The organism is Pseudomonas sp. ATCC PTA-122608, from assembly GCF_001952855.1.
Taxonomy (GTDB): domain Bacteria; phylum Pseudomonadota; class Gammaproteobacteria; order Pseudomonadales; family Pseudomonadaceae; genus Aquipseudomonas.
In genome coordinates, this window is record NZ_LPNO01000004.1 from 48,148 (window position 1) to 73,765 (window position 25,618).

General features: G+C 61.9%; 18 protein-coding genes. 7 read left to right on the forward strand and 11 right to left on the reverse strand.

Features of this window, described 5'->3' with window-relative positions; translation table 11 throughout:
* The first annotated feature begins 237 nt into the window (after nt 1-237).
* The 3 genes from AU074_RS05590 (at nt 238) to AU074_RS05600 (ending at nt 4,388) form a co-directional block, all read left to right on the forward strand.
* The gene (locus AU074_RS05590; RefSeq protein WP_076013872.1) at nt 238-2,349 is read left to right on the forward strand and encodes a bifunctional diguanylate cyclase/phosphodiesterase; all 2,112 of its coding nucleotides are present in this window, start codon (nt 238-240) and stop codon (nt 2,347-2,349) included.
* Nucleotides 2,350-2,416: 67 nt separating this feature from the next.
* Nucleotides 2,417-3,541 (forward strand): kelch repeat-containing protein, encoded by a 1,125-nt coding sequence (locus AU074_RS05595; RefSeq protein WP_076013873.1) that lies wholly within the window; start codon nt 2,417-2,419, stop codon nt 3,539-3,541.
* Nucleotides 3,542-3,641: 100 nt separating this feature from the next.
* On the forward strand, nt 3,642-4,388 hold the full coding sequence (locus tag AU074_RS05600) for an SDR family oxidoreductase (protein WP_076013874.1): 747 nt from the start codon (nt 3,642-3,644) through the stop codon (nt 4,386-4,388).
* A 116-nt stretch (nt 4,389-4,504) separates the two neighbouring features.
* Here the strand turns inward: AU074_RS05600 and mapR are convergent, their stop codons facing one another.
* From mapR to AU074_RS05615, 3 genes are all read right to left on the reverse strand, one after another.
* Nucleotides 4,505-5,914, reverse strand: coding sequence for a GntR family transcriptional regulator MpaR (gene mapR, locus AU074_RS05605; protein ID WP_076013875.1), 1,410 nt, complete (start codon nt 5,912-5,914; stop codon nt 4,505-4,507).
* A gap of 107 nt (nt 5,915-6,021) precedes the next feature.
* The gene (gene ccoG / locus AU074_RS05610) at nt 6,022-7,437 is read right to left on the reverse strand and encodes a cytochrome c oxidase accessory protein CcoG (protein ID WP_076013876.1); all 1,416 of its coding nucleotides are present in this window, start codon (nt 7,435-7,437) and stop codon (nt 6,022-6,024) included.
* 184 nt (nt 7,438-7,621) lie between these two features.
* Nucleotides 7,622-7,861 carry a DUF3203 family protein gene (locus AU074_RS05615; RefSeq protein WP_076013877.1) on the reverse strand — a complete coding sequence of 80 codons (240 nt, stop codon included), beginning with the start codon at nt 7,859-7,861 and terminating at the stop codon, nt 7,622-7,624.
* 120 nt (nt 7,862-7,981) lie between these two features.
* Here AU074_RS05615 and AU074_RS05620 point away from each other — a divergent pair, with 120 nt between their 5' ends.
* A complete protein-coding gene (locus AU074_RS05620) occupies nt 7,982-8,473 on the forward strand; it encodes an MgtC/SapB family protein (protein ID WP_076013878.1) in 492 nt (163 codons plus the stop codon).
* On the opposite strand, the gene AU074_RS34130 is transcribed toward AU074_RS05620, so the two are convergent.
* Nucleotides 8,470-8,628, reverse strand: a complete 159-nt coding sequence (locus AU074_RS34130; protein WP_167664995.1) for a hypothetical protein — start codon at nt 8,626-8,628, stop codon at nt 8,470-8,472. The genes AU074_RS05620 and AU074_RS34130 overlap by 4 nt on opposite strands.
* A gap of 205 nt (nt 8,629-8,833) precedes the next feature.
* Here AU074_RS34130 and AU074_RS05625 point away from each other — a divergent pair, with 205 nt between their 5' ends.
* From AU074_RS05625 to glgB, 3 genes are all read left to right on the forward strand, one after another.
* Complete coding sequence (locus tag AU074_RS05625; protein ID WP_076013879.1) at nt 8,834-10,831, forward strand: alpha-1,4-glucan--maltose-1-phosphate maltosyltransferase; 1,998 nt, start codon at nt 8,834-8,836, stop codon at nt 10,829-10,831.
* A gap of 173 nt (nt 10,832-11,004) precedes the next feature.
* Nucleotides 11,005-14,352 (forward strand): maltose alpha-D-glucosyltransferase, encoded by a 3,348-nt coding sequence (gene treS / locus AU074_RS05630; protein ID WP_076013880.1) that lies wholly within the window; start codon nt 11,005-11,007, stop codon nt 14,350-14,352.
* The gene (gene glgB / locus AU074_RS05635; RefSeq protein WP_076013881.1) at nt 14,349-16,583 is read left to right on the forward strand and encodes a 1,4-alpha-glucan branching protein GlgB; all 2,235 of its coding nucleotides are present in this window, start codon (nt 14,349-14,351) and stop codon (nt 16,581-16,583) included. Before treS ends, glgB begins: the two co-directional genes overlap by 4 nt.
* A 111-nt stretch (nt 16,584-16,694) precedes the next feature.
* Here glgB and AU074_RS05640 read toward each other — a convergent pair whose 3' ends face one another.
* The 7 genes from AU074_RS05640 to glgX all read right to left on the reverse strand — a co-directional run bounded on the left by AU074_RS05640 (nt 16,695) and on the right by glgX (nt 25,500).
* Nucleotides 16,695-19,289 carry an autotransporter outer membrane beta-barrel domain-containing protein gene (locus tag AU074_RS05640; RefSeq protein WP_076013882.1) on the reverse strand — a complete coding sequence of 865 codons (2,595 nt, stop codon included), beginning with the start codon at nt 19,287-19,289 and terminating at the stop codon, nt 16,695-16,697.
* A gap of 95 nt (nt 19,290-19,384) precedes the next feature.
* The gene (locus tag AU074_RS05645) at nt 19,385-20,146 is read right to left on the reverse strand and encodes a PIG-L deacetylase family protein (RefSeq protein ID WP_076013883.1); all 762 of its coding nucleotides are present in this window, start codon (nt 20,144-20,146) and stop codon (nt 19,385-19,387) included.
* A 187-nt stretch (nt 20,147-20,333) separates the two neighbouring features.
* Complete coding sequence (locus AU074_RS05650) at nt 20,334-20,993, reverse strand: glycosyltransferase family 2 protein (protein ID WP_076013884.1); 660 nt, start codon at nt 20,991-20,993, stop codon at nt 20,334-20,336.
* Nucleotides 20,990-21,589: an SAM-dependent methyltransferase gene (locus AU074_RS05655; protein ID WP_076013885.1), complete on the reverse strand. Its 600-nt coding sequence runs from the start codon at nt 21,587-21,589 to the stop codon at nt 20,990-20,992. Before AU074_RS05655 ends, AU074_RS05650 begins: the two co-directional genes overlap by 4 nt.
* Nucleotides 21,586-22,344, reverse strand: coding sequence for a PIG-L deacetylase family protein (locus tag AU074_RS05660; RefSeq protein ID WP_076013886.1), 759 nt, complete (start codon nt 22,342-22,344; stop codon nt 21,586-21,588). Before AU074_RS05660 ends, AU074_RS05655 begins: the two co-directional genes overlap by 4 nt.
* Nucleotides 22,341-23,339, reverse strand: a complete 999-nt coding sequence (locus AU074_RS05665; RefSeq protein ID WP_076013887.1) for an acyl-CoA dehydrogenase family protein — start codon at nt 23,337-23,339, stop codon at nt 22,341-22,343. Before AU074_RS05665 ends, AU074_RS05660 begins: the two co-directional genes overlap by 4 nt.
* A gap of 1 nt (nt 23,340) precedes the next feature.
* Nucleotides 23,341-25,500, reverse strand: a complete 2,160-nt coding sequence (gene glgX / locus AU074_RS05670) for a glycogen debranching protein GlgX (protein WP_076013888.1) — start codon at nt 25,498-25,500, stop codon at nt 23,341-23,343.
* Nucleotides 25,501-25,618: the final 118 nt, after the last annotated feature.

Genomic DNA, 25,618 nt, shown 5'->3' on the forward strand with positions numbered 1-25,618 from the left:
GGGCTTGCTCGCGAAAGCGGTGGGTCAGTAACGGTGTATGAACTGACCCACCGCTTTCGCGAGCAAGCCCGCTCCCACAGGGGTTTTGCGGTGTTTTTGAGCCATTAGTTTGGCGTCAAATTGTGAATGATGGCTATACGATAATATTTCAGGTGTACAAGATTTATTCTCGCTACAATCCCCGACTTTTCACCCGGGCATGGATGCCGTTTGGCCCATTTGGTCACGAGAAGTCCCATGCTCACCGGTAGTTATTCCCCCGCCCTGGTCCTGATTTCCCTGTTCGTTGCGATCCTCGCGTCCTATACCGCGCTGGACATGACCGGGCGCATTGCCACGGCCAAAGGCCGCGCCGTCTACCTGTGGATTATCGGCGGTGCGCTGGCAATGGGCGTGGGCATCTGGTCGATGCACTTTATCGGTATGCTCGCCTTTCGCCTGCCTATCAGCCTGGGCTACGACATCGGCATCACCCTGCTGTCACTGCTGATCGCTGTCCTTTCCAGTGGCTTTGCCTTGTGGCTGGTGAGCCAGCCGCGTTTGCCAGCCTGGCAACTGGCATTTGGCGCGCTGATCATGGGCGCAGGCATCAGCGCGATGCATTACACCGGCATGGCCGCGATGCGCATGACGCCCGGCATTGACTATGACCCTACGCTGTTCACCGCCTCCTTGCTGATTGCCGTCGGAGCCTCGGCGGCCGCGTTGTGGATCGCCTTCAACCTGCGGCGCAACACGCCGTATGTGCGCCTGGCCCGGGGTGGCGCGGCGATGGTGATGGGCGTGGCCATTGTCGGCATGCACTACACCGGCATGGCCGCCGCGCGTTTCGCCGATGGCAGTTTTTGCGGCGCAGCCTTGACCGGCCTGAGCGGCAAGGGCCTGGATAACCTGGTGCTGGTGACCACCCTGGCGGTACTGATCATTGCGCTGCTGACCTCGCTGGCCGATGCCCGCCTGGAAGCCCGTACCGCCGTGTTGGCGGACTCCCTGACCCAGGCCAACCAGGAACTCACCCACCTGGCCCTGCACGACATGCTCACCGGCTTGCCCAACCGCACCTTGCTCGCCGACCGGATTCAACAGGCGATACAGCGGGTGAACGAGGAGGGCGGTTGCTTCGCGCTGATGTTTATCGACCTGGACGGTTTCAAACCGGTGAACGACGCCTTCGGTCACCACATGGGCGACCAGTTGTTGCAAGAGGTCGGCCTGCGCCTGCGGGAAGACTTGCGCAGCCAGGACACCTTGGCCCGCATCGGCGGTGACGAGTTTGTCTTGCTGGTGCAGTTGACCCAGCCCGACGACGCGCTGCGCCTGGCCGAGCGCCAGGTGGGCTTGATCAACCAGTCTTTCCGGGTAGCCGAGCACGAGTTGAAAATCTCCGCGAGCATCGGCATTGCGCTGTTCCCGGGCAACGGCGCCACGCCTCAGGAACTGCTGATGAACGCCGACGCGGCGATGTATCACGCCAAGGGCATGGGCAAGAACGGCTACAGCTTTTTCGATGTGTCGATGAACACCAATGCACGCAAACAACTGCAACTGCTGCAGGACTTGCGCAACGCGGTGGAGCATGAGCAGTTCCAGCTGTATTACCAGCCCAAGTTCGACGCTATCAGCGGCCGCCCGGTCGGCGCCGAAGCACTGTTGCGCTGGGAACACCCGCAACAAGGCTTGCTGCTGCCGGACAAGTTTATCGAGCTGGCGGAAAAGACCGGGCTGATCATCCCCATCGGCGAATGGGTGCTCAATGAAGCCTGCCGCCAGATGCAGGTGTGGTACGCCCAGGGCTATCACGACTGGCGCATCGCCGTGAACCTGTCGGCCTTGCAGTTCTGCCACGCCGGGCTGGTCAAGAGTGTCGCCAATGCCCTGGAGCGCCACCGGTTGCCAGCCAACAGCCTGACCCTGGAAATCACCGAGACCACCGCCATGAGCGATGCCGATGCGAGCATGAAGGTGTTGCAAAAGCTCTCGGACATGGGCGTCGACCTGTCCATCGACGACTTTGGTACCGGCTATTCGAGCCTGATGTACCTCAAGCGCCTGCCGGCCAACGAGCTGAAAATCGACCGCGGGTTTGTGCGCGACCTGGAACACGACAGCGACGACGCCGCCATCGTCTCGGCCATCGTCGCCCTCGGCCAGGCCTTGGGCCTGCGGATCGTTGCCGAAGGGGTGGAGACCGATGTACAGCAGAGTTTCCTGACACGCCTGGGTTGTGATTCCCTGCAAGGTTATCTGCTGGGCCACCCGCTGCCGGCGGACAAGTTCATGATGGACATTGAAAAAGCCAGCGCCGAAGTGGTCGACACCCACGCCTTGAGTGGCGGCCAGACCTGTTAATTCTGACAGTAGCGACCGTGATACTGCGGGTATAGAGTCGATTCCAGGAAGCTGACCTGAGATCCATATGCCTGCGCTCATCACCGGTACTTTCACGCCGACAGGTTCGATGCTCGAACCCCGCTATTTCCACAACTGTGTGCGTATTGCCGACCAAGGTGTGTTGGTGATTGCGGGGGCAGGTCCCGGCGAGGCTTCAGGCTTGCGTTTCGATCAGCTGGCGCCTGGCACACCCGGTCGTTCATCTGCCACCCGCACCATGGCCAGCGTGGAGTTCTACCATCAGGCATCAGGGCAGTGGTCGACGGTTGCGCCGCTGCCCTTTTCTCGAGGTGCCAGTGGTGCGGTGGTGCTGCAGTCGGGCATCGTGCTGTTGACGGCCGGGAGCGAGGGTGGCCAGTCGATCAGCGACGCGCAGTTGTATAACGTTTCAACCAATCGCTGGACGCCAACGGGAGCCCTGCACACGCCTCGTTTCGGCCATACCGGCACGCTGCTCGCGTCAGGAAACGTTTTGGTGGTCGGCGGCAATAATCTGCAGGCCGGTGGCGGGCAAGTGCAAGACAGCGTTGAATGCTACGACCCGTTCACCGGCCATTGGCAGCGTAAAGCCTGGCTCCCCGTGGATGCCATGAATCACACCGCGACGTTGCTGCCGACGGGAGAGGTCCTGGTGGTCGGAGGCTATTCCGGCATGCAGAACGCCGCGCTGGCCGGGGCCTTTCTGTATGMCCCCMCCACCCGCCACTGGACTGAACGGCGGCCTTTGCCCGCTCCCCGTATGCAGCACACGGCTACTCTGTTGGCCGACGGCCGGGTGTTGATCTGCGGCGGTGCTGCCGAACCTTTTGGCCCGGCGCAAGACCTGGCCTTTATCTACGACCCGGTCCGGAACAGCTGGGACCGGACACTCATGTGTGTTCCGCGCAAAGAGCACAGCGCGACCCGTCTGGTGACCGGAGAAGTCCTGGTGGTGGGCGCCAGCAGCCTCTCCCAACCGGAACACGCGGCGACGGCTGAGCTGTACGACCCACGGTCCGCACAATGGTCGCTGACCGCGCCGCTCCAGCCCGGGCGTTTCGGGCATAGCGCATGCTGCCTTTCGACGGGGCAGGTGCTGATCGCGGGTGGTTCGAGGGCCACCCCGCATCCGGCGCCTCTGGCCAATGCCGAGCTTTTTACATTGGGGTGATCGACAGCGTCTCCCCGGGTTGACCTGAGCCCATGCAAAACCTGCCGGTCGCAGGTAGTATTGGATCCAACAGCTCACGTTGAATCAGGAGACCTTACACATGGACAAAGTCGTCATCATCACCGGTGGCAGCCGTGGGATCGGCGCCGCCACGGCGTTGCTGGCCGCTGCCCAGGGCTATCGTATCTGCATCAATTACCAGGCCGACGAAGACGCCGCCCACCGGGTACTTGAGCAAGTGCGCGCCCTCGGCGCTCAGGCCATTGCGGTGCGGGCCGATGTCAGCATCGAAGACGAAGTGATCGGCCTGTTCCACCGTGTTGATACCGAGCTGGGCCGGGTGACGGCACTGGTGAACAACGCCGGTACCGTAGGGCACAAGTCGCGGGTCGATGAAATGTCCGAGTTCCGCATCCTGAAGACGCTCAAGACCAATGTGTTGGGGCCGATCCTCTGCGCCAAGCACGCGCTGCTGCGCATGTCGCCCAAACATGGCGGGCAGGGCGGCAGCATCGTCAACGTGTCGTCGGCCGCCGCGCGCCTGGGGGCGCCGGGGGAGTATGTGGATTACGCCGCGTCCAAGGGCGCATTGGACACCTTCACACTCGGGCTTTCCAAGGAAGTGGCGGGTGAGGGGATCCGGGTCAATGGCGTGCGTCCAGGTTTCATCTTCACCGAGTTCCACGCGCTGAGCGGCGACCCTGACCGAGTCAGCAAGCTGGAACCGGGGATTCCCATGGCCCGTGGCGGGCGTGCCGAAGAAGTCGCGGAAGGGATTATCTGGCTGCTGTCGGACAAGGCGTCCTATGCCACCGGAACCTTTATTGACCTGGCAGGTGGTCGATAACGTCATAGCGCCTGTGCGGGCGCCATCGCGGGCAAGCCCGGCTCCCACAGAGATACGCGATCCATTGTGGGAGCCGGGCTTGTCCGCGATGACGTCAGTTGTCTTCAAGCAGCCTGTCAAAACGAACGCACAATCTTCCCCAGCGTTTCCATGGCCTTTTCACACGACTCGTCCCACGGACTGCCGTAATTCAAGCGAATGCAGTTCCTGAAGCGCTGTGTCGGCGAAAAGATCGGCCCCGGTGCGATGCTGATGCCCTGGGCCAGGGCCATCTGGAACAGCTTCAACGAGTCGGTCTGCTCCGGCAATTCCAGCCACAGGAAGTAACCGCCAGCGGGCTGGCTGACCCGTGTCTGCGCCGGAAAGTAACGGGCGATGGCCGCGAGCATGGCGCTCTGCTGCTCCTCCAGCGCATAGCGCAACTTGCGCAGGTGCCGATCGTAGCCGCCGTGTTGCAGGTAATCGGCAATCGCCGCCTGGGCCGGCATCGATGCGCACAGCGACGTCATCAACTTCAACCGCTCGATCTTCTGCGCATAACGCCCGGCGGCCACCCAGCCTATGCGGTAACCCGGGGCCAGGCTTTTGGCGAACGAGCCGCAATGCATCACCAGGCCTTCGGTGTCGAACGCCTTGGCCGGTTTCGGCGCTTGTTGGCCGTAGTACAACTCGGCGTACACGTCGTCTTCGATCAGCGGCACCTGGTGGCTGCGCAGCAACTCCACCAGCTCCTGCTTCTTGGCCTCGGGCATGGTCGCGCCCATCGGGTTCTGGAAACTGGTCATGCACCAGCACGCCTTGATCGGGTAACGCTCCAGGCTTTGCGCCAGCACCTTGAGGTCAATGCCATCGCGCGGGTGCACGGGGATTTCCACCGCCTTGAGCTTCAGGCGTTCGAGGATTTGCAGGCTGGCATAAAACGCCGGGGCTTCGATGGCTACCAGGTCGCCCGGTTCGGTCACGGCTTGCAGGCACAGGTTAAGCGCCTCGAGCGCACCGTTGGTGATCAACAGTTCTTCCATTGGCAGCATCAGCCCGCCAACCATGTAGCGCAGGGCGATTTGCCGGCGCAGTTGCGGGTTGCCTGGCGACATGTCGGTGACCACCATGCGCGGGTCCATTTCCCGGCTGGCGCTGGCCAGGGAGCGGGCCAGGCGTGGCAAGGGGAACAGCGTCGGGCTGGGGAAGGCCGAGCCGAAGGGCACGGTTTGCGGGTCCTTGATGGAGTCGAGCACCGAGAACACCAGCTCGCTCACGTCCACTTCGGTGGATTCGTGCACATGAGCACTCACCACCGGCTCGGAGAACGGGCTCGGCGCATGGGTATTGACGAAGTACCCGGAGCGCGGCCGGGCGCGGATCAGCCCGCGACGTTCCAGCAGGTAGTAGGCCTGGAACACCGTGGACGGGCTGACCCCGTAGGTCTGGCTGGCATAGCGTACCGAAGGCACGCGCTGGCCGGGGCCGAGGACGCCGGAGCGAATCAGTTCTGCGATGTCGTCGGCGAATTTTTCGTAGCGTTTCATTGAGTCTCAGTGCTTTGAACAGATTTTGCTGGTTGAACACAGATCTAATGTGGGAGCTGGCAAGCCAGCTCCCACATTAGATCTCCAGTGTTGCTGAAAGCTCGGGTTCAGCGATTCAATGGCGCCACAAACCGGCTGTCCGCCGCGCTGTAGATCCACGGTTCATCCACGTCCGTGACCTTGAAGCGGATGGTCTGTGAACTGCTGGCCGGCTTGTCTGCCGTCATCGCCACCGACACCGGCACATCGGTAATTTCCCCCGGCGCCAGGCTGATGTCCGTCTTGCCCTGCAACTGGAAGCCATCGCCGTCTATCAGCTCCAGGCGGTAATCCTGGCGCTGCTGGGTCTTGTTGATGACCTTGAGGCTGTAGATGTTCTCGATCAAGCCTTCACTGTTTTCGCGAAACATCCCACGGTCTTTGGTCACGTCCAGCGACACCATCGGGCGCGCCACCAGGGCCACCACCAGCGCACCGATCATCACCAGCAGCACGGCACTGTAGCCGATCAGCCGTGGCCTGAGCAGATGCGTCTTGCCACCTTGCAACTGATGCTCCGAGGTATAGCTGACGAGGCCGCGGGCATAGCCCATTTTATCCATGATCGAATCACAGGCATCGATACACGCGGCGCAGCCGATGCATTCCATTTGCAGGCCGTCACGGATGTCGATGCCGGTGGGGCACACCTGCACGCACAGCTGGCAGTCAATGCAGTCGCCCAGGCCGACGTCCGCCGGTTGCACGTCACGTTTGCGTGGGCCACGGTTTTCGCCACGGGCCACGTCGTAGGAAATGGTCAGGGTGTCTTTGTCGAACATCACACTCTGGAACCGCGCATACGGGCACATGTGCATGCACACCGCTTCCCGCAGCCAGCCGGCGTTGATGTAGGTGGCGCCGGTGAAAAACAGCACCCAGAACAGGCTGACGCCGCCCATTTGCCAGGTCAGCAGTTCCACGGCCAGCGGCCGGATCGGCGTGAAATAGCCGACAAACGTCAGCCCGGTCAGCACGCTGATACCCAGCCATAGCGTGTGCTTGGCCGAGCGCCGTGCCAGCTTGTTCAAGCCCCAGGGCGCGGCTTGCAGCTTGATGCGCTGGTTTCGCTCGCCTTCAGTGACCTTTTCGCACCACATGAACAGCCAGGTAAACGAGCTTTGCGGGCAGGTATAGCCGCACCACACCCGCCCTGCGAACACGGTGATCGCAAACAGGCCGAATGCGCAGATGATCAACAGCGCCGACAGCAGGATGAAATCCTGGGGCCAGAAGGTCGCACCAAAGATGTGGAATTTGCTTTCAGCCAGGTCCCACAGCACCGCTTGCCGGCCGCCCCAGTTCAGCCACACGGTGCCGAAAAACGCCAGGAACAGAAAACCTGCGCCCACCACGCGCAAGGTGCGGAACAGGCCGGTAAAACTGCGGGTATGAATCAGGTTGTCGCTGGATTTGGCCTTCATCTTCTTTGGATGTGCAGGCTCAAACACTTCTACGGTTCGGACGGGGATTCTATCGCTCATGGTCTTTCGCTCATCAGCCTCCATCAGGCGGATGAACTATGACCGGCGCTCTGTTTGCATAACAGACTCAGCTATGGCGATAAAAAGGGGATCAGATGGCCCGGCGGTGACGCCCTGCGACAATGTGCTGCACCCTGTGGCGCGTGGGGTGCAGCGCTTTTCAGGCAGTGATGATCCAGGTCAATCAAATCACCGAATCACCGTCGGTGGCCTTCAAATGCTTACGACCGTCAGTGGCGCCTGCTACGGTCAATGCGTCGGCTTCTGCTTCGGTGATGTAGATCCGCTCGCCGTTCAACTCAACGGCCGACATGGATTTGGCGCTGTCGGTAATCACGGTGACATCGGTGGCGGCGAGGCTTTTTTCTTCGCCGTTTTCATCGACCTTGAAGTAACAGGTCTGGTTTTCGATACGTACGGGCATGGTGCTGTCCTTTTCCTGGGGTACTCAAGGTTAGGCGTTGCCCGTGGATGAATGGTTCTGCGCAACTGACTGACGGTCGGCGCTGTCCATTTCGTATCTACCCATGAAAAGGACACGTCCATGGACGCGTGGTGGCATGAAGTCTGGCAAACCCTGCAAACGGAATTTGCCGACATCGGCGATGCCCGGCAACTGACACAAGTCACGGTGCGGTTGCTGATCGCGGCGATTCTCGGTGGCATCCTCGGTTTTGAGCGCGAACACAAAGGCAAGGCGGCCGGGGTGCGCACCCACATGTTAGTGGCCATAGGCGCCGCGCTGTTCGTGCTGGTGCCGAGCATGTCGGGCTCCCAGGCTGATGCCATGAGCCGCGTGCTGCAAGGCGTGATCGCGGGCATCGGGTTTCTGGGTGCCGGTACCATCCTCAAGGGCAAGGAAGATGAAGAAGGCCACGTCAAAGGCCTGACCACCGCGGCTGGCCTGTGGATGACCGCCGCCATTGGCGTGGCGGCGGGGATGGGGCGCGAGTCCACTGCCGTGCTCAGCACCTTGCTGGCGTTGGCGGTGTTCAATGTGATGCCAAGGATCGTGCGCCTGTTCGAGAAGGACTAGACGATGACGGGCGGCATCGTCGTCGGTGGCTCCTCCACCGGCGGTGGCTGTGTCCCAGGCGGTTCCTGCTCGGGAATCGGGTCGGGCTCTGTAGGTGGCAATGTCGGTTTATCGATGTTCGGGTCAGGCGTTTCAGCCGGGATCGGGATATTCATCGGTGTGGCCTCCTTTGTGCTTTGCTCTATCGGTGGACAATCGCCCGGTGTATTTGATTCCCCGCCCGATGGCGTCATATCCACCTGAACTTTTCAATCGACGGCATGCTCGGAACCTATACGGCCCTGCTCAGGGAGAGCACTGCCGTTTCAGAATTTGGATCAAGCGCAAGAGCGTCCACTGGGCGTTAAGGGGAGATGCTCGATGACTGCTGAAACACTGACCCAAGACGATTCAACCTCCACATTACCGCTGTCCCAGGCACTGTTGCTGCCAAGGATTGCGATTGAAAGCACCACTCCGGTTATCGATGGCGGCGCGTTTGCGGTCAAGGCTGTAGTGGGCCAGCGGGTCCAGGTTGCCAGCAAGGTGTTCGCTGACGGCCACGACAAGCTGGCAGTGCTGATCCGCTGGCGCCCGCTGAGCGAAGAAAGCTGGCACAGCGTGGTGATGACCGATGTCGGCAACAACGGCTGGGAAGGGGCGTTCACCGTGACCGCCCAGGGGCCGCATGAGTATTGCATCGAGGCCTGGATCGACACGTTCGCCAGCTTCCGCTACGAATTAAGCAAGAAACACGAGGCCGGGGTACCGGTCAGCCTGGAGCTGCAGGAAGGCCGCAGCCAGGTCTTGCAAGCCGCCGAACGCAGTGACAACGAACTGCGCGACCGCCTGATGCTGCTGCACCACGAACTCTCCGGCCTGTTGGAAACCGAGCAAGTCGCGCTGTTTCTGCACGAAGACAGTGCACATTTGATGACCCAGGCCGATCACCGCGCCTATTTGAGCATCAGCCCGGTATTCCCGATTGACGTGGAACGCGAAGCCGCGCAGTTCGCCAGCTGGTACGAGCTGTTTCCCCGCTCGATCACCGACGATCCGGCGCGCCACGGCACCTTTAACGACGTGCACTCACGTTTGTCGATGATCCATGACATGGGTTTTGACGTGCTGTACTTCCCGCCGATCCATCCCATCGGCCGCAGCCACCGCAAGGGCAAGAACAACTCCCTGACCGCCGGGCCCAATGATCCGGGTAGCCCGTATGCCATCGGCAGCGAAGAGGGCGGCCACGAGGCGATCCACTCCCAGCTGGGCACCCGTGAAGACTTCCGCAACCTGGTCAAGGCCGCCGCCGACCATGGCCTGGAAATCGCCCTGGATTTCGCGATCCAGTGTTCCCAGGATCACCCGTGGCTCAAGCAGCATCCGGGCTGGTTCAACTGGCGGCCCGACGGCACGATCAAATACGCCGAGAACCCGCCGAAGAAATACCAGGACATCGTTAACGTCGACTTCTATGCGGCGGATGCGATTCCCAGCCTGTGGATCGAGTTGCGCGACATCGTGGTCGGCTGGGTGGAAGAGGGCGTGAAGACCTTTCGCGTCGATAATCCCCACACCAAGCCGCTGCCGTTCTGGCAATGGCTGATCAGCGACGTGCGCTCCAAATACCCGGAAGTGATCTTCCTTGCCGAAGCCTTCACCACCCCGGCGATGATGGCGCGCCTGGGCAAGGTCGGTTACTCCCAGAGCTACACTTACTTCACTTGGCGCAACACCAAGGCCGAGTTGAGCGAGTACCTGAGCCAGTTGAACGAGTCACCGTGGCGCGAGTGCTTCCGGCCGAACTTCTTCGTCAATACGCCAGACATCAACCCGGGCTTCCTGCATGAATCCGGCCGCGCGGGCTTCTTGATCCGTGCCGCGCTGGCCACCATGGGCTCGGGCCTGTGGGGCATGTATTCCGGTTTTGAACTGTGCGAAGCGGCCCCGGTGCCGGGCAAGGAAGAGTACCTCGACTCGGAGAAGTACGAGATCCGCCCGCGGGACTTCACGGCCCCCGGCAACATCATTGCCGAGATCGCCCAGCTCAACCGCATCCGCCGGCAGAACCCGGCCTTGCAGACGCATCTGGGGCTGAAACTCTACAACGCGTGGAACGACAACATCCTGTACTTCGGCAAACGCAGCGAGGACGGCAGCAACTTCATTCTGGTGGCAGTGAGTCTCGACCCGTTCAACGCCCAGGAGGCCAATTTCGAGTTGCCGCTGTGGGAGATGGGCCTGCCGGATGACGCCCAGACCCAAGGCGAAGACTTGATGACCGGCCACCGCTGGACCTGGTACGGCAAGACCCAGTGGATGCGCATCGAGCCGTGGCAACAGCCGTTTGGCATTTGGCGCATTACCGTTTCCTGAATCGACACCGATCTCCAAACCACTGGAGATCAAATGTGGGAGCGGGCTTGCTCGCGAAAGCGAAGTGTCAGTCTCCGAATCGGTCCACTGATATACCGCTTTCGCGAGCAAGCCCGCTCCCACATTGACCGAGTTCCTTCAGGCAGAATTTTTCGAATTCCCAGGAGTTTCCAATGGCGAAGAAACCCAAGGCTGCCACCTTTATCAAAGACCCGCTCTGGTACAAGGACGCGGTGATTTATCAGGTTCACGTCAAATCCTATTTCGACTCCAACAACGACGGCATCGGTGACTTTCCCGGGCTGATCGCCAAGCTTGACTACATCGCCGACCTCGGCGTGAACACCATCTGGCTGCTGCCGTTCTATCCCTCGCCACGCCGTGATGATGGCTACGACATCGCCGAGTACCGTGGCGTGCACAGCGACTACGGAACCATGGCCGACGCCAAGCGCTTTATCGCCGAAGCCCACAAACGCGGGTTGCGGGTCATCACCGAACTGGTGATCAACCACACGTCGGACCAGCACCCGTGGTTTCAGCGCGCTCGTAAGGCCAAGCCGGGTTCGGCAGCGCGGGACTTCTACGTGTGGTCCGATGACGACCAGAAATACGACGGCACCCGCATCATTTTCCTCGACACCGAAAAGTCCAACTGGACCTGGGACCCGGTCGCCGGCCAATACTTCTGGCACCGCTTCTATTCCCACCAGCCGGACCTCAACTTCGACAACCCGCAGGTCATGAAAGCCGTGCTGTCGGTGATGCGCTACTGGCTCGACATGGGCATCGACGGCCTGCGCCTGGATGCCATCCCGTACCTGATCGAACGCGACGGCACCAACAACGAAAATCTCCCGGAAACCCACGATCTGCTCAAGCAGATCCGCGCCGAGATCGATGCCAACTACCCCGACCGCATGCTCCTGGCCGAAGCCAACCAATGGCCGGAAGACACCCAGCTGTACTTCGGGGACAAAAAGGGCGATGACGGCGACGAATGCCACATGGCGTTCCACTTCCCGCTGATGCCGCGCATGTACATGGCGCTGGCCCAGGAAGACCGTTTTCCGATTACCGACATCCTGCGCCAGACCCCGGAGATCCCGGCCAATTGCCAATGGGCAATTTTCCTGCGCAACCACGATGAACTGACCCTGGAAATGGTCACCGACAAAGAGCGCGACTACCTCTGGAACTACTACGCCGCCGACCGCCGTGCGCGCATCAACCTGGGGATTCGCCGGCGCCTGGCGCCGTTGATGGAGCGTGACCGCCGCCGCATCGAGTTGCTCAACAGCCTGCTGCTGTCGATGCCTGGCACGCCGACCCTGTACTACGGCGATGAAATCGGCATGGGCGACAACATCTACCTCGGCGACCGCGACGGCGTGCGCACGCCGATGCAATGGTCCATCGACCGCAACGGCGGCTTCTCCCGCGCCGACCCGGCAAGCCTGGTATTGCCGCCGATCATGGACCCTCAATACGGCTACCAGTCGGTCAACGTCGAAACCCAGACACAAGACCCGCACTCGTTGCTGAACTGGACCCGACGCATGCTGGCCGTGCGTAAACAGTCCAAGGCTTTCGGTCGCGGCAGCCTGAAAATGCTCTCGCCCACCAACCGCCGCATCCTGGCGTATACCCGCGAATTCGTGGGCGCCGATGGCAAGAATGAAATCATCCTCTGCGTGGCCAACGTTTCCCGCAGCGCCCAGGCCGCCGAACTCGATCTTTCAGCGTTTGCCGGCATGGTCCCGGTGGAGATGCTCGGCGGCAACGCCTTCCCGCCCATTGGCCAGCTGAATTTCCTGCTGACCCTGGCGCCGTACGGCTTCTATTGGTTCGTGCTTGCGGCGGAAAACCAGATGCCGAGCTGGCACGTGGAGCCGGCACAAAGCATCCCGGACTTCACCACCCTGGTGCTGAAGAAACGCATGGAAGAACTGCTCGAAGCACCGTGCCGCACCACCCTGGAACAAAATGCCTTGCCCGTGTGGCTGCCCAAGCGCCGCTGGTTTGCCAGCAAGGACACGGCAATCGATGCCGTGCACATCGCTTACGGCGTGCGCTTTGGCGACCCGCAGCATCCGGTGTTGCTCAGTGAAATCGAAGTCACCAGTGCCGGGCAGGTCAGCCGCTATCAGCTGCCGTTCGGCTTCCTCGGCGAAGACCAGTTCACCAGCGCCTTGCCGCAACAACTGGCGCTTGCCCGTGTGCGGCGAGTGCGTCAGGTGGGCTTGGTGACCGATGCCTTCAGCCTCGACACCTACATCCGCGGCGTGATCCAAGGCCTGCAGGCCAAAACCGTCCTCGACTCCACCGATGGCGAGATTCGCTTCGAGCCCACGACGCAGTTGGCCAAACTGGAATTGAACGACGAGTCGGAAGTGCGCTACCTCGCCGCCGAACAGTCCAACAGCTCAGTGGTGGTGGGCGGCAGCCTGGTGCTCAAGTTGATTCGCAAAGTCAGCGCCGGGGTCCACCCGGAACTGGAAATGGGCGCCTACCTGACCGAAGCTGGCTACGAACATATCTCGCCGCTGCTGGGTTCGGTGATTCGCCATGACGCCGATGGCCAGGACAACCTGCTGATGATTGCCCAGGGTTATCTCAGCAACCAGGGCGACGCCTGGGGCTGGACCCAGAACAACCTGGAACGGGCGATTCGCGACGAACTGGCCGAAGCCATCTCCGAGCAGGAACAGCACTACAACGCCCTCGGTGAACTGGCGGATTTTGCCGGCTTGCTCGGCCAGCGCCTTGGTGAAATGCATCAAGTGCTGGCAGCACCGACCGCCAACAAGGCCTTCAAGCCCGAGGTTACGTCCCTCAAGGACAGCCAGGGCTGGGCCAAGCATGTGGGCGCACAAATTGACCGTGCGTTGCAGTTGCTTAAGCAGCATCAAACCAAGTTGAACCCTGCCGATCAGGCATTGGTCAGTGCTTTACTGGATCAGAAAAAGGCCATCGCCAGTTACGTTCAGGACCTGGCGAAAGCCACGGTGGGCGGGTTGCGCATTCGCGTGCATGGCGACCTGCACCTGGGCCAGGTACTGGTGGTGAAAGGTGATGCCTACCTGATCGACTTCGAGGGCGAACCGGCGCGGCCGCTGCATGAACGTCGCGGCAAACACAGCCCGTACAAGGATGTGAGCGGGGTGCTACGGTCGTTTGATTACGCGGCGGCCATGGCGGTGAATGTGCAGGGGGTCGATCAGTCGCCTGAGGCCAATGCGTCGCGGCAACGGGTCGCGGATCGCTACTTGCATGAAGCCAGGCAGGCATTTATCCAGGCCTATCACGCTGCCACGACTACACTGGCCCATGACTGGCAGGATGCCAAAGGCCAGGACGCAGCGCTGGCGTTGTTCAGCCTGGAGAAGGCCGCGTACGAAGTGGCCTACGAAGCAGAGAATCGCCCAAGCTGGTTACCAGTGCCGTTGCAAGGTTTGCACGGGCTGCTCAGCGGGCTGAAACCATTATCGAAAACTGCACGCGGTGGGGAGTCGTCATGAGTTTTACAAGCAAAGAACCGCTGCAGCCAAAGTTGAGTGTGATGCCAGCGTCCAAGGACATCGAGGCGTTGGTGCGCGCAGAGCACCATGACCCGTTCTCGATCCTTGGGCCCCACGATGACGAACAGGGTGGCCAGTTCATTCGCGCCTTCTTGCCGGAAGCCTTGAGTGTCCAGGTGCTGGCCCGTGACAGCGGCGAGCACATTGGCAGCCTCGATGCGACCCAGGTGCCCGGCTTGTTTGTCGGCCATTTCGGCAGCCGCCAGGCGTACCTGCTGAAGATCCAGTGGGCCGGTGGCGAGCAGGTCACCGAAGACCCTTACAGCTTCCAGCAACTGCTGTTGGGCGAAATGGACCTGTACCTGTTCGCCGAAGGCAATCACCGCGACCTGAGCAGTTGCCTCGGCGCACAAGTGACCAGCGTCGACGGCGTCGAGGGCGTGCGCTTTGCCGTATGGGCACCGAATGCCCGCCGCGTGTCGGTGGTGGGCGACTTCAACATCTGGGACGGGCGCCGCCATCCGATGCGCCTGCGCCATCCGTCCGGGGTCTGGGAAATCTTCATCCCGGGCCTGCAACCGGGCGCGGCTTACAAGTACGAAATTCTGGGCGCCCACGGGATCCTGCCGCTCAAGGCCGACCCCATGGCCCTGGCCACGCAGATGCCGCCGGATACCGCGTCCAAAGTCGCTCCGCCGCTGCAAGTCGACTGGCAGGACCATGACTGGATGCAATCGCGCGGCGAGCGGCAAAAACCCAGCGCGCCGCTGTCGATCTACGAGTTGCATGCGGGTTCCTGGCAGTGCGAACTGGACGAAGTCGGCGAAGTGTCGCGCCAGTACAGTTGGCGCGAGCTGACCGAGCGCTTGATTCCGTACGTGCAGCAGTTGGGCTTCACCCATATCGAACTAATGCCGATCATGGAGCACCCGTTTGGCGGTTCCTGGGGCTATCAGGCGCTGTCGCAATTTGCGCCCACGGCGCGTTTCGGCTCGCCGGAGGATTTCGCGTACTTCGTCAATGCCTGCCACCAGGCCGACATCGGCGTGATCCTCGATTGGGTGCCGGCGCATTTTCCCACCGACACCCATGGCCTGGCGCAATTCGACGGCACCGCGCTTTACGAATACGCCAACCCGCTGGAAGGCTTCCACCAGGATTGGGACACCCTGATCTACAACCTAGGGCGCACCGAAGTCCATGGCTTCATGCTGGCGTCGGCGCTGCACTGGCTCAAGCACTTCCATATCGACGGCCTGCGAGTGGATGCCGTGGCGTCGATGCTGTATCGCGACTATTCGCGCAAGGCCGGTGAATGGGTGCCGAACCGCCACGGAGGTCGTGAAAATCTCGAAGCCATCGACTTCCTGCGTCACCTCAACGACGTGGTCGCCCTGGAAGCCCCAGGCGCACTGGTGATCGCCGAGGAATCCACCGCATGGCCCGGCGTAAGCCAGCCGACCCAACAGGGCGGCCTGGGTTTCAACTACAAATGGAACATGGGCTGGATGCACGATTCGCTGCACTACATCCAGCAAGACCCGGTGTACCGCGCCCACCATCACAACGAGCTGAGTTTCGGCCTGGTGTATGCCTGGTCCGAGCGTTTTATCCTGCCGATTTCCCACGATGAAGTGGTGCACGGCAAACACTCGCTGATCGACAAGATGCCCGGGGACCGCTGGCAGAAGTTTGCCAACCTGCGGGCTTACCTGAGCTTCATGTGGATGCATCCGGGCAAGAAGCTGCTGTTCATGGGCTGCGAGTTCGGCCAATGGCGCGAGTGGAACCACGATCAGCAACTGGACTGGTACCTGCTGCAATACCCTGAACACCGGGGCGTGCAGAAACTGGTGGGCGACCTCAACCGCCTGTACCGCGAAGAACCCGCACTGCACGACCAGGACGACGCGCCACAGGGCTTCCAGTGGCTGATCGGCGACGACGCGATCAACAGCGTCTACGCCTGGCTGCGCTGGAGCAAGGACGGCAGGCCGGTGCTGGTGGTGGCCAACTTCACGCCGGTGCCACGCGAGGCCTACAAGGTCGGCGTGCCATTTGCCGGGCGCTGGAGCGAAGTGATCAACAGCGATGCCGACACTTATGCCGGTTCCAACTTTGGCAACGGTGGCGGGGCGTTTACCGAGGACGAGCCCAAGCATGGGCAGCCGTTGTCGCTGTCGCTGAACCTGCCGCCATTGGGCGTGCTGATCCTGCGACCGGAAGCCTGACACGCCTCTTGTAGGAGCGAGCTTGCTCGCGAAGACCGTTAACGATAACGCGGCTAATCTGGATGAGCGCGGTGTCTTGATGTTTTTCGCGAGCAAGCTCGCTCCTACAGGTTAGAAGCCGATCCTTATGCCAATCGTCCCCTTGCGCCCATTCAACTGATTGCTGTCCAGATTGCTGTTGTACCCCACCTCGCCATACACACTGACGGTGCTCGATACCTGCAGCGTCGTCCCGGTGCTGATGTCCAGCGTGGTGGACTTTTGTTCGGTGTTGATGTCCGTGCTGTCATTGAACGTGACGGTGTTATTCCCGGCGCTGGCGTGCCACACGTTGGTACGCACATAAGGCAGCAGGGGCATGCCGCTCACGCTGTAGCTGCCCTTGAGGCGAATACCAAGGCGGGTGACGACGTTAGTGTCGGCGCTGAATGAGACATCTGAAATCCCGTCATTCTGGCTGTCCAGATAGCTACGATCGACAATCACCTGGGCCTGCGGCTCAACCTCCCAGTGTTCAGACACCGCAAACGGCATTCCCACCTCCACGGACCCCAGTACGTTGTGGCCCTTGGTCGGCAGTTTGAGGCCCCGGTCGGATTCACTGTGGCCATCGAACCGTGTACCCATCAGCACGAAATCGATATAGGCGCGGTTGGCGCCGATGAGCGTCCAATACGCGCCCAAGCTGTCACCGCGCAGGGTGGTGTTGCCGGCGTCCTTGCCTTGAAAACCGCTATTGAATCCCGCCACATTGCCCGTCAGGCGGCTGTGGCCGACAAAGAATCCGAAGCGTTGGGTCAGGCCAGCGTCGTCGGTCCAGGCATACAGGTCAGTGCCAACCTGGAAACCGGATATCGAGCTGTCCAGTGATGGGCTGACGGTACCGGCGAATGATTGCCGCGTGCTGCTGCCATACACCCGGCCCCAACCGGCCGCTAAAGCGCCAGGTTGCCGTTGCAGGCTTTGGTCACCCATGCGTTCGTGGTAGGTGCCCAGCATGCCTTGGACCATCTGTTGTACGGCGGGAAACAGCACGGCGTACACCGGGACTTCGGGGCGATAGATCGGTATCGGTTCTTCGCCTGGGAAAATCCCCGGAAGGTCCGGCGTGCCATCGGCCGGGACGGGTGGGAGGATGCCCACTGGGTCGTCAGGATCCTCAGGGTCACCAGGGTTGGGCAGCGGCGGCGCCACCACTGCGGATCGCAGGAACCAGTTTTGCCCGGCGCCCGGCGTCACGCCACCTTTGAACAGGTAGTACTCGTAGGCGCCTGCGGAAACGGCACCACCGCGCAGGGTAAACGCCAGGTCGCTGCTCGTGGCACCGTTAAGCGCCTCAACCACCTGGATGCCGTTTTGCCGGGTCATGGCGCCGGGGCCGGCAAGGTTGGTGACCGTGACGGTGGTGCCGCCTTGCAGCGTGCCCTGGCTCACCACCAGCTTGTCACTGGCCGAACCGTCGGCGCCGAGCACTGATTGCAGCGCCAGTTCGCCGCCATTGCCGGTGTAGTTGCCGTTGACGGTCAGGCTATCGGTCGCGCTGGAGCTGCCGGTGGTCATGTCGATCAGGCCACCGTTGTTCAGGTTGGCTTGCTGCCCGGCCGTGAAGGGGCTGATGCTGCCTTGGGACACCTGCAGGGTGGCGCTGCCAAAAATGTTCATCGTGCCGGTGGCCGTAGCGCTGTCACCGAGCTTGAAGTCGCCACCCAGGGTCAGGCGCGAATTGTTGTCCAGGTTGACCGTTTCCCAGTTGATATAGCGGGTTGGCGTGGCGGATTGGGTGTTGTCGAAGGTCAGGGTGTCATTACCCAAACCACCATCCAGCCGCGGTGTAGAGGCCAGGGTGGTTTCTGTCAGGTTGTGCAGGAAACCCTTGTCAGCGCCTTCGCCCATGAGGATTTCCTTATGGATCAGGCCACCGCCTTCCCAACTGAACTCATCGTCGCCAAAACTGGCGAGGATCTGCCCATCTATCTCACCGCCGCTGACTTTGATGATGTCGTTGCCGCCGCTGACGCTGATATTGCCACCGACGGTTCCTCCGGAAACCAGGATGGTATCGTTTCCGAAGCCGGTGACCAGATTGCCAAAGATTTCTCCCCCCCTCAGGTCGAACAGGTTGTTGTCGAGCTTCATGTCGACCCGTCCGATGCTGCCACCGGTCATCAGCGCAATATCGCCGTCTTCAAACGCACCGATGATCTTTCCGCTGCTCATGGTGAACTCGTCATGACCGTCGCCCTGAGCCAGTGAGGTGACGTTACCACCGCTCTGGAAGTACTGATCGACCCCATCACCCTGGGAGATTGCACCGGAACTGCCCCCGCTGATTTGCGCGATATCACGGCCTGAGCCTTGAGTCACTGTGCCGGAGATATTGCCATTGAACAGCTGGAAGATATTTCTTCCGTCGCCTTGGTTGATCGCGCCATTGATCGCGCCGGAATCCATCGTGACCCGATCATCACCCGCGCCATAGGTCACATTACCGACGATGATGCCGGTGCCACCGACGGGGAACTCCAGGACGTTGCTTCCTTGTAAATCCGTCAGCGTGCCGGCACTGCCATCGCGGCAAAGGGTGGTGTCGTCGCCAGCGGTTATGACCAGCGTACAGGCAGCCTGCGCGGGGAGGGGCCAATTGAGCAACAGCGTCGTCACGCTGCAGACGCCCAGATACGTCACTGATGAAAACCGTGTGCTCATGATTCGCCCTCCCTGCAAGCCGGTATTCCAAGCTAGCCACACAGAGAGAGCGTTCGCTACTGTCAGAAGTTACAGGTATAGACGAGTGGGTGCGCCTACAAAAATACAATCTCATACGGCTCGCGCATGCGCTCCAGCAGCACTTGAGCCAGATTCGGCGCCAGGCCAATTTCCGGGTCGCCCGCCAATTGGCTGGCATAGGCGTGGGCAGCATGCAGCTTGCGGGCGACGCTCCAGGTGTCGAGCCGGACTTTGCGTGCGCGCTGCCAGGGGATTGCCGAGGTCTCTCGCGCGGGCCAATGCCAGGCCCAGATCGGCAGTTCATTCAGGTGCACGCCTTTGAGCGCACAGGCTTTGGCAGCGGCGCGGCCGACGGCGTCATGGTCGTCATTGCCGTCGTTGCGCCAGGTCGTGAACACCACGTCGCCGGGTTGCAGGTAGCGGGCGATGAACTGGCTCATCTGCTGTTCCCGCACCGCCAGGGCGTTGTCGGCAAAGCCGCCGCGAATCCATTTCAGGCTGTGCAGGGGCACCCCCAGGCGGCGCAGGGCTTCCACACTTTCCTGGGGCCGCACCACGCTCAAGCGTTTGGCCGGCCACACGCTGGACCCCGGGTGGCTGGCGCTGCCGTCGGTAATCGAGATTAGTTGCAGAGGATATTCAAGGGTGCTGAGCAATTGCAGCAGACCGCCACAGGCGATCACTTCGTCGCCGGGATGCGGAGCGATGACCACCACGCGAGCGCCGGCAGGTACCAGGGTTGCGGGATTGATGGCAGGGATTTGCGCGAGTTGCGGGGCGCTGTTCCAGATTTGCGCGGGGCCCCGGCGGTTGTCACTTAACAGTGCAGGCTTCATGAGTGTCACGTCCTTGTTCATCGGTGGTGCAGGCCGTACCCCGTTGACGGGACGGCTCTTGTGGTACGCGAGCGTCATCCAATGCACGCTCGCGGCGCTACGGCGTTCCAACCCTGGATTGCCGTGCAAGGAATAGTGATGATAGTTATGAATCGCCGCTTTAACACCGCCGAGTGTCGCAATTTTTTCAGGAGGCTTGCATCAGGCTCTTCAGGTAGTCACCGAAGCCGCCCTGTGCGCGGCAATCCAGGCGGGCGCTGGTAATCACCTGGGGCGAGTGACTCCAGGCAATGGAAGCCCCGCAGCGCTCCAGTTGGCGTACCAGCTCCACGTCTTCATGGCAGGGCAACGGCTCAAAACCGCCGGCCCGCACGTACGCACCCGCGCTGATCCCCAGGTTGGCACCGTGAATATGCCGATGCCCGTCCCGGGCCTCATAGGCCTGGTGATAGCGAATTTGCGCCACCGGGTCGAAGTCTTCGCTCCAGGCATCCACCGTCACCGTGCCACACACCGCATCCACACCCAGGGCCAGTTGCGCCACCAACCAATCGGGGGCGACGCGGCTGTCGGCGTCAGTGCAGGAAATCCAGCGCGCGCCATTGTTGAGCAAGTGCCGCGCACCCACGCCACGCACGTGGCCCACGTTACGCGCCTGTACTTCCAGGGTTTGTACCTGGTATTCGCGGGCGATCATCGCGCTGCGATCGCTGCAACTGTCGAGCACCGTAAGAATCTGCACCTCTTCACCCAGCAGACCTGGATGACTGGCCGCGACCATTGCGGCTTTCAGGCATTCAGGCAGCAGTTTTTCTTCGTTATGCACGGGTATCAGGATGCCGATCATCGCAGTCCCTCCAGGGTGGCGACCGTAGTGCCGTCCCGGCTCCACAGGTCCAGTAGAAAATCGCTTTCGTGATGCTGCACCATGTGTGGCATGTCGAGTCGCTGGGCAAGGCGCGCGTGCACCTGTTCGGCTGTCTGCGGGCAACCGTCGATGGGCGGGCGCCAATGGCAGGCGAGGATTTGTCCGTCAGGCGTCAGGCAGGCCAGGGCGCGATCGATCAGCCCGTCAAAGTCCTTCGGGTCCAGGTAGTAACACAGCTCGCTGAGCACGATCAGCTCGAAGGTCTCGCTGGGCCATTGCTCGGGCAGGCGGCTCTGCTGCACGGTGGCGTGGCTGAAGCCGCGCAGCCGCGCCTGTGCCAGGCTGACCGCCGCTTGCGCCGTGTCACAGCACAGCAGGCGGTCACAGCGCGGGGCCAGCTCGAAGCTCAGCTCCCCGTTGGCGCAGCCAGGCTCGAAAATCGAGGCGTAGCGGGGCCGGGTCAGCAGGGCCAGGGTCAGGGCCCGCTTGCGCCGCTCGTACCAGCGTTGGCGAAAGGCCCAAGGGTCGTCGTTGCCGGCAAACAGCTCATCGAAGTAGGGGGTGGCGACGCTCATACAAACACCACTTCAAAGGGTTGCAACAGGCGCTCCAGCACATAAGGTGCGAGCACCGGCGGCAGGCCGATCTGCGGGTCGCCCTCCAACTGGCTGGCGAACGCATGGATTGCATGCCGTTTACGGGCCACGGCTTCAGGTGTCAGGAGGATTTTGCGAGCGCGATCCCAAGGCACCTGGCTGTCTTCCGGGGTTGCCCAATGCCAGGTCCATACGGGCAGTTCCAGCAAGGTTGCGCCCACGGCCCGGGTCGCCTTGGCACTGGCGCGGCCCACGGCCTCGTGGTCGCAATGGCCGTCTTCGCGCCAGGTGGTGAAGACCACGTCGCCGGGCTTGAGGTAACGCTCGATGAAGCGGCTCAGGTCTTCTTCGCCCGCAGCGACCTGGCTGTCGCTGAACCCGGCCCGCAACCATTTGAGGCTGTGCAATGGCAACCCCAGTCGGTGCAGGGCCTGCGCCGACTCTTGCGGGCGCACCACGCTCAGGCGTTCCACCGGCCAGCGGCGTGACCCGGGATGACTGGCGCTGCCATCGGTGACGGAGATCAGCAGGATGGGCCGGTCCAGCGCGGCAAGGCCTTGCAACAGGCCGCCGCAGCCAAGGACTTCGTCGTCCGGATGCGGGGCGATGATCACGGCGCGGCTGCCCTCAGGCACCAGTTCGGCAATGTCCACGCAAGGCAGCTCGGCCAGTCGCGACGAGCTTTGCCACAGGTGCAAGGGAGTGCCCTGGCCGACGATTGGATTGATCTTCATAGTTCCCATCTCCCTGGGCGCTCTTCGGCGACCTGTTGACCAAGGGCGGCCAGGTCGCGCTCGGCGTGACTTTGCCGCAGGTACACCGGCAAGTCGGCCATCAACTGAGCAAAATGCGGGTCTTTGCAATACGGCCCGGCCCCCAGTGCTCGGCCGACATGGTGAATCACCTGGTCGACGGTTTCTTCAATGCAGGCGCGGGCCTGTTGTGCCAATAGCCGGGCATCGGCCTTGGGCTGCCGGTCGATGTGGTTGGCGCTGTCGCGCAGCACACAGGCCGCACTGTGCAAGGCGCTGTCGACGCTGCCAAGGTGAGCCAGGGCGTGGGGCTCCGGGCGTTTTGCGCACTGCTCGCGCAAAGCCTCAGCCAAGCGTTGTGCCGCGCCGTACCAGCAGGCGGCGATCCCGATGCCGCCTTGCCAGAAGCCCGGGCGGGCCAAGTAGTCTCCGGGCTTGCCGATCGCCAGGCCAACGGCGTCGCTGAACAGCACTTCAACACTGCCGGTCTCCGCCATGCCCACGGCGGCCCAGCCGTCATCGGTGACCGTCACGCCCGGCTGGTGCATTTCCACCGCAACCAGTTGCTGGCGATCCTCTTCGTCCCACGCCGTCAGTAACCCGTGGCTGACCACCGCGGCGCCCGAGCACCAAGCCTTGCGGCCCTCCAGCCGCACACGCTGGCCGTCACGCCGGATCCGCACCTTCGCGGTTGGCGGCTCGGCGGCCCACATGCCCCACGTACTGCCAACAGGCGGCAAGGGGCTGTCGAGTTCAGCGATGATCGCCAGGGCGTCAGTGTGGCCTTCAAACAACTTGCACAACCGCAGGTCATGGCCGGCGACTTGCGCCAGCCGGCTGAAGCGTTCCAGGGTTTGCCCGCTGCCCGGCAAGGGCAGTTGGTCCAGGCCTTCCTCCACCAAAGCCCTCAGCGCGGCGCCAAGGGCCTGGGTGTCCGGGTAATCCCGGTAGCCGCGAAGAAATTCATGCAAGGCCATGTCACACCTCGTCCTCATGCTGCAATTCAAACAGCAGCAGCGAACGCCCGGTGACGGCGTATTCGTGATCGAAATCGAAGCGCTCCTGGCCCCGCACCGCCGGCTCGTTGGTGTCGAGCATGCACGTCCAGAAGCCGCCATCCGGCACCGGTGGCAGGCGGAAATTGACCATGTCGTGGTGGGCGTTGACCACCAGCAACAAGGTGGCATCGGCCCCCGGGCGGCGAATCCCGGTTTCCTGGGCGCGCCCATCCATCAGCATGCCGAGGCAGCGGCCGTGGCTGTCTTGCCATTGCTCGATGGTCATTTCATCACCGCTCGGCGCGAGCCAAGTGACGTCCTTGACGCCGATGTCTTCGTTGTAGTCGCCCACCAGGAAGCGTCCGCGACGCAGGATCGGGTACGCCAGGCGCAGCTTGATCAGGCGCTTGACGAACTTGAGCAGGGCCTTGCCGTCTTCATCCAGTTCCCAGTTGATCCAGCCGATCTCGCTGTCCTGACAATAGGCGTTGTTATTGCCGTGCTGGGTGCGGGCGAACTCGTCACCGGCCACCAGCATCGGCGTGCCCTGGGCCAGCAGCAGGGTGGCGAAGAAATTGCGCATCTGGCGCAGGCGCAGTGCGTTGATTTCCGGGTCGTCGGTGGGGCCTTCGACACCGTGGTTCCACGACAGGTTGTTGTTGCTGCCGTCCTGGTTGTTCTCGTCGTTGGCTTCGTTGTGCTTGTCGTTGTAGGACACCAGGTCGTGCAGGGTGAAACCGTCGTGGGCGGTGATGAAGTTCACCGAGCTGTATGGCCGCCGACCCCGCTGGTTGAACATCTCGCCCGAGGCCGTCATGCGCCCGGCGAAGTCCGCCAGTTGGCCGTCGTCGCCTTTCCAGAACGAGCGCACGGTATCGCGGAAGCGGTCGTTCCATTCCACCCAGCCCGGCGGGAAGCCACCGACCTGATAACCACCTGGGCCGCAGTCCCACGGCTCGGCAATCATTTTCACCTGACGCAGCACCGGGTCCTGGCGGCAGGCCACGAGGAAACTGTGGCGCTCGTCGAAACCGTCGCGGTAGCGGCCAAGGATGGTTGCCAGGTCGAAGCGGAAACCGTCGACGTGCATCTCGGTGGCCCAGTAGCGCAACGAGTCCGTGACCATCTGCAGCACACACGGGTGGCTCAGGTCGAGGGTGTTGCCGGTGCCGGAATCGTTGATGTAGAAGCGCTTGTCATCGGGCATCAGGCGGTAGTACGAGGCGTTGTCGATGCCGCGCATGGACAGGGTCGGGCCTTGCTCGTTGCCTTCGGCGGTGTGGTTGTAGACCACGTCCAGGATCACTTCCAGCTTGGCTTCATGCAGGTGCGCAACCATCTCCTTGAATTCGGCGATCTTGCCGCTGGCCAGGTAGCGCGGGTCTGGGGCAAAGAACGCAATGCTGTTGTAGCCCCAGTAGTTGGTCATGCCTTTTTGCAGCAGGTGCTGGTCGTTGACGAAGGCGTGCACCGGTAGCAGTTCCACCGACGACACACCCAACTGGCGAATGTGCTTGAGCACATCGTCAACCATCAGCCCGGCGCAGGTACCGCGCACTTCTTCAGGCACCGAAGGGTGGCGCATGGTGATGCCGCGCAAATGGGTTTCATAAATGATCGTGCGGTCCCACGGCGTGCGTACCGGCTGGTCATTGCCCCAGGTGTGGGCCGGGTCGATGACTTTGCACTTGGGCACGAAGGGCGCGCTGTCGCGTTCGTCGAAACTGAGGTCGGCGTCGGGGTGGCCGATGGTGTAGCCAAACAGTGCTTCCGACCATTTGAGTTCGCCCACCAACTGCTTGGCATAGGGGTCGATCAGCAGTTTGTTGTGGTTGAAGCGATGACCGTTGGCCGGGTCATACGGACCATACACGCGATAGCCGTAGATCAGCCCTGGATGGGCGTCGGGCAGGTAGCCGTGAAAGGTCTCGTCGGTGTATTCGGGGAGTTCGATACGCTCCAGCTCAACTTCGCCGCTGTCATCGAAAATGCACAGTTCGACTTTGGTGGCGTTGGCCGAGAACAGCGCAAAGTTAACCCCAAGACCGTCCCAGGTCGCGCCGAGGGGGAAGGGCAAACCTTCACGAATCCGCGACGGCTCGTTTTCCGGCGTCGATTTGGGCTTGTTGGGTTTGCTCATGGAAGTGCTCCTGCAAGTAGTTTTTCCAGGCCGAACGGGGCCTTTCTGGCGTGAAGCCAGTTAAATATCGTGGGTTGGATGGCCTCCTGCGGTGCGGGCGCACGCGCAGGAGGATCTT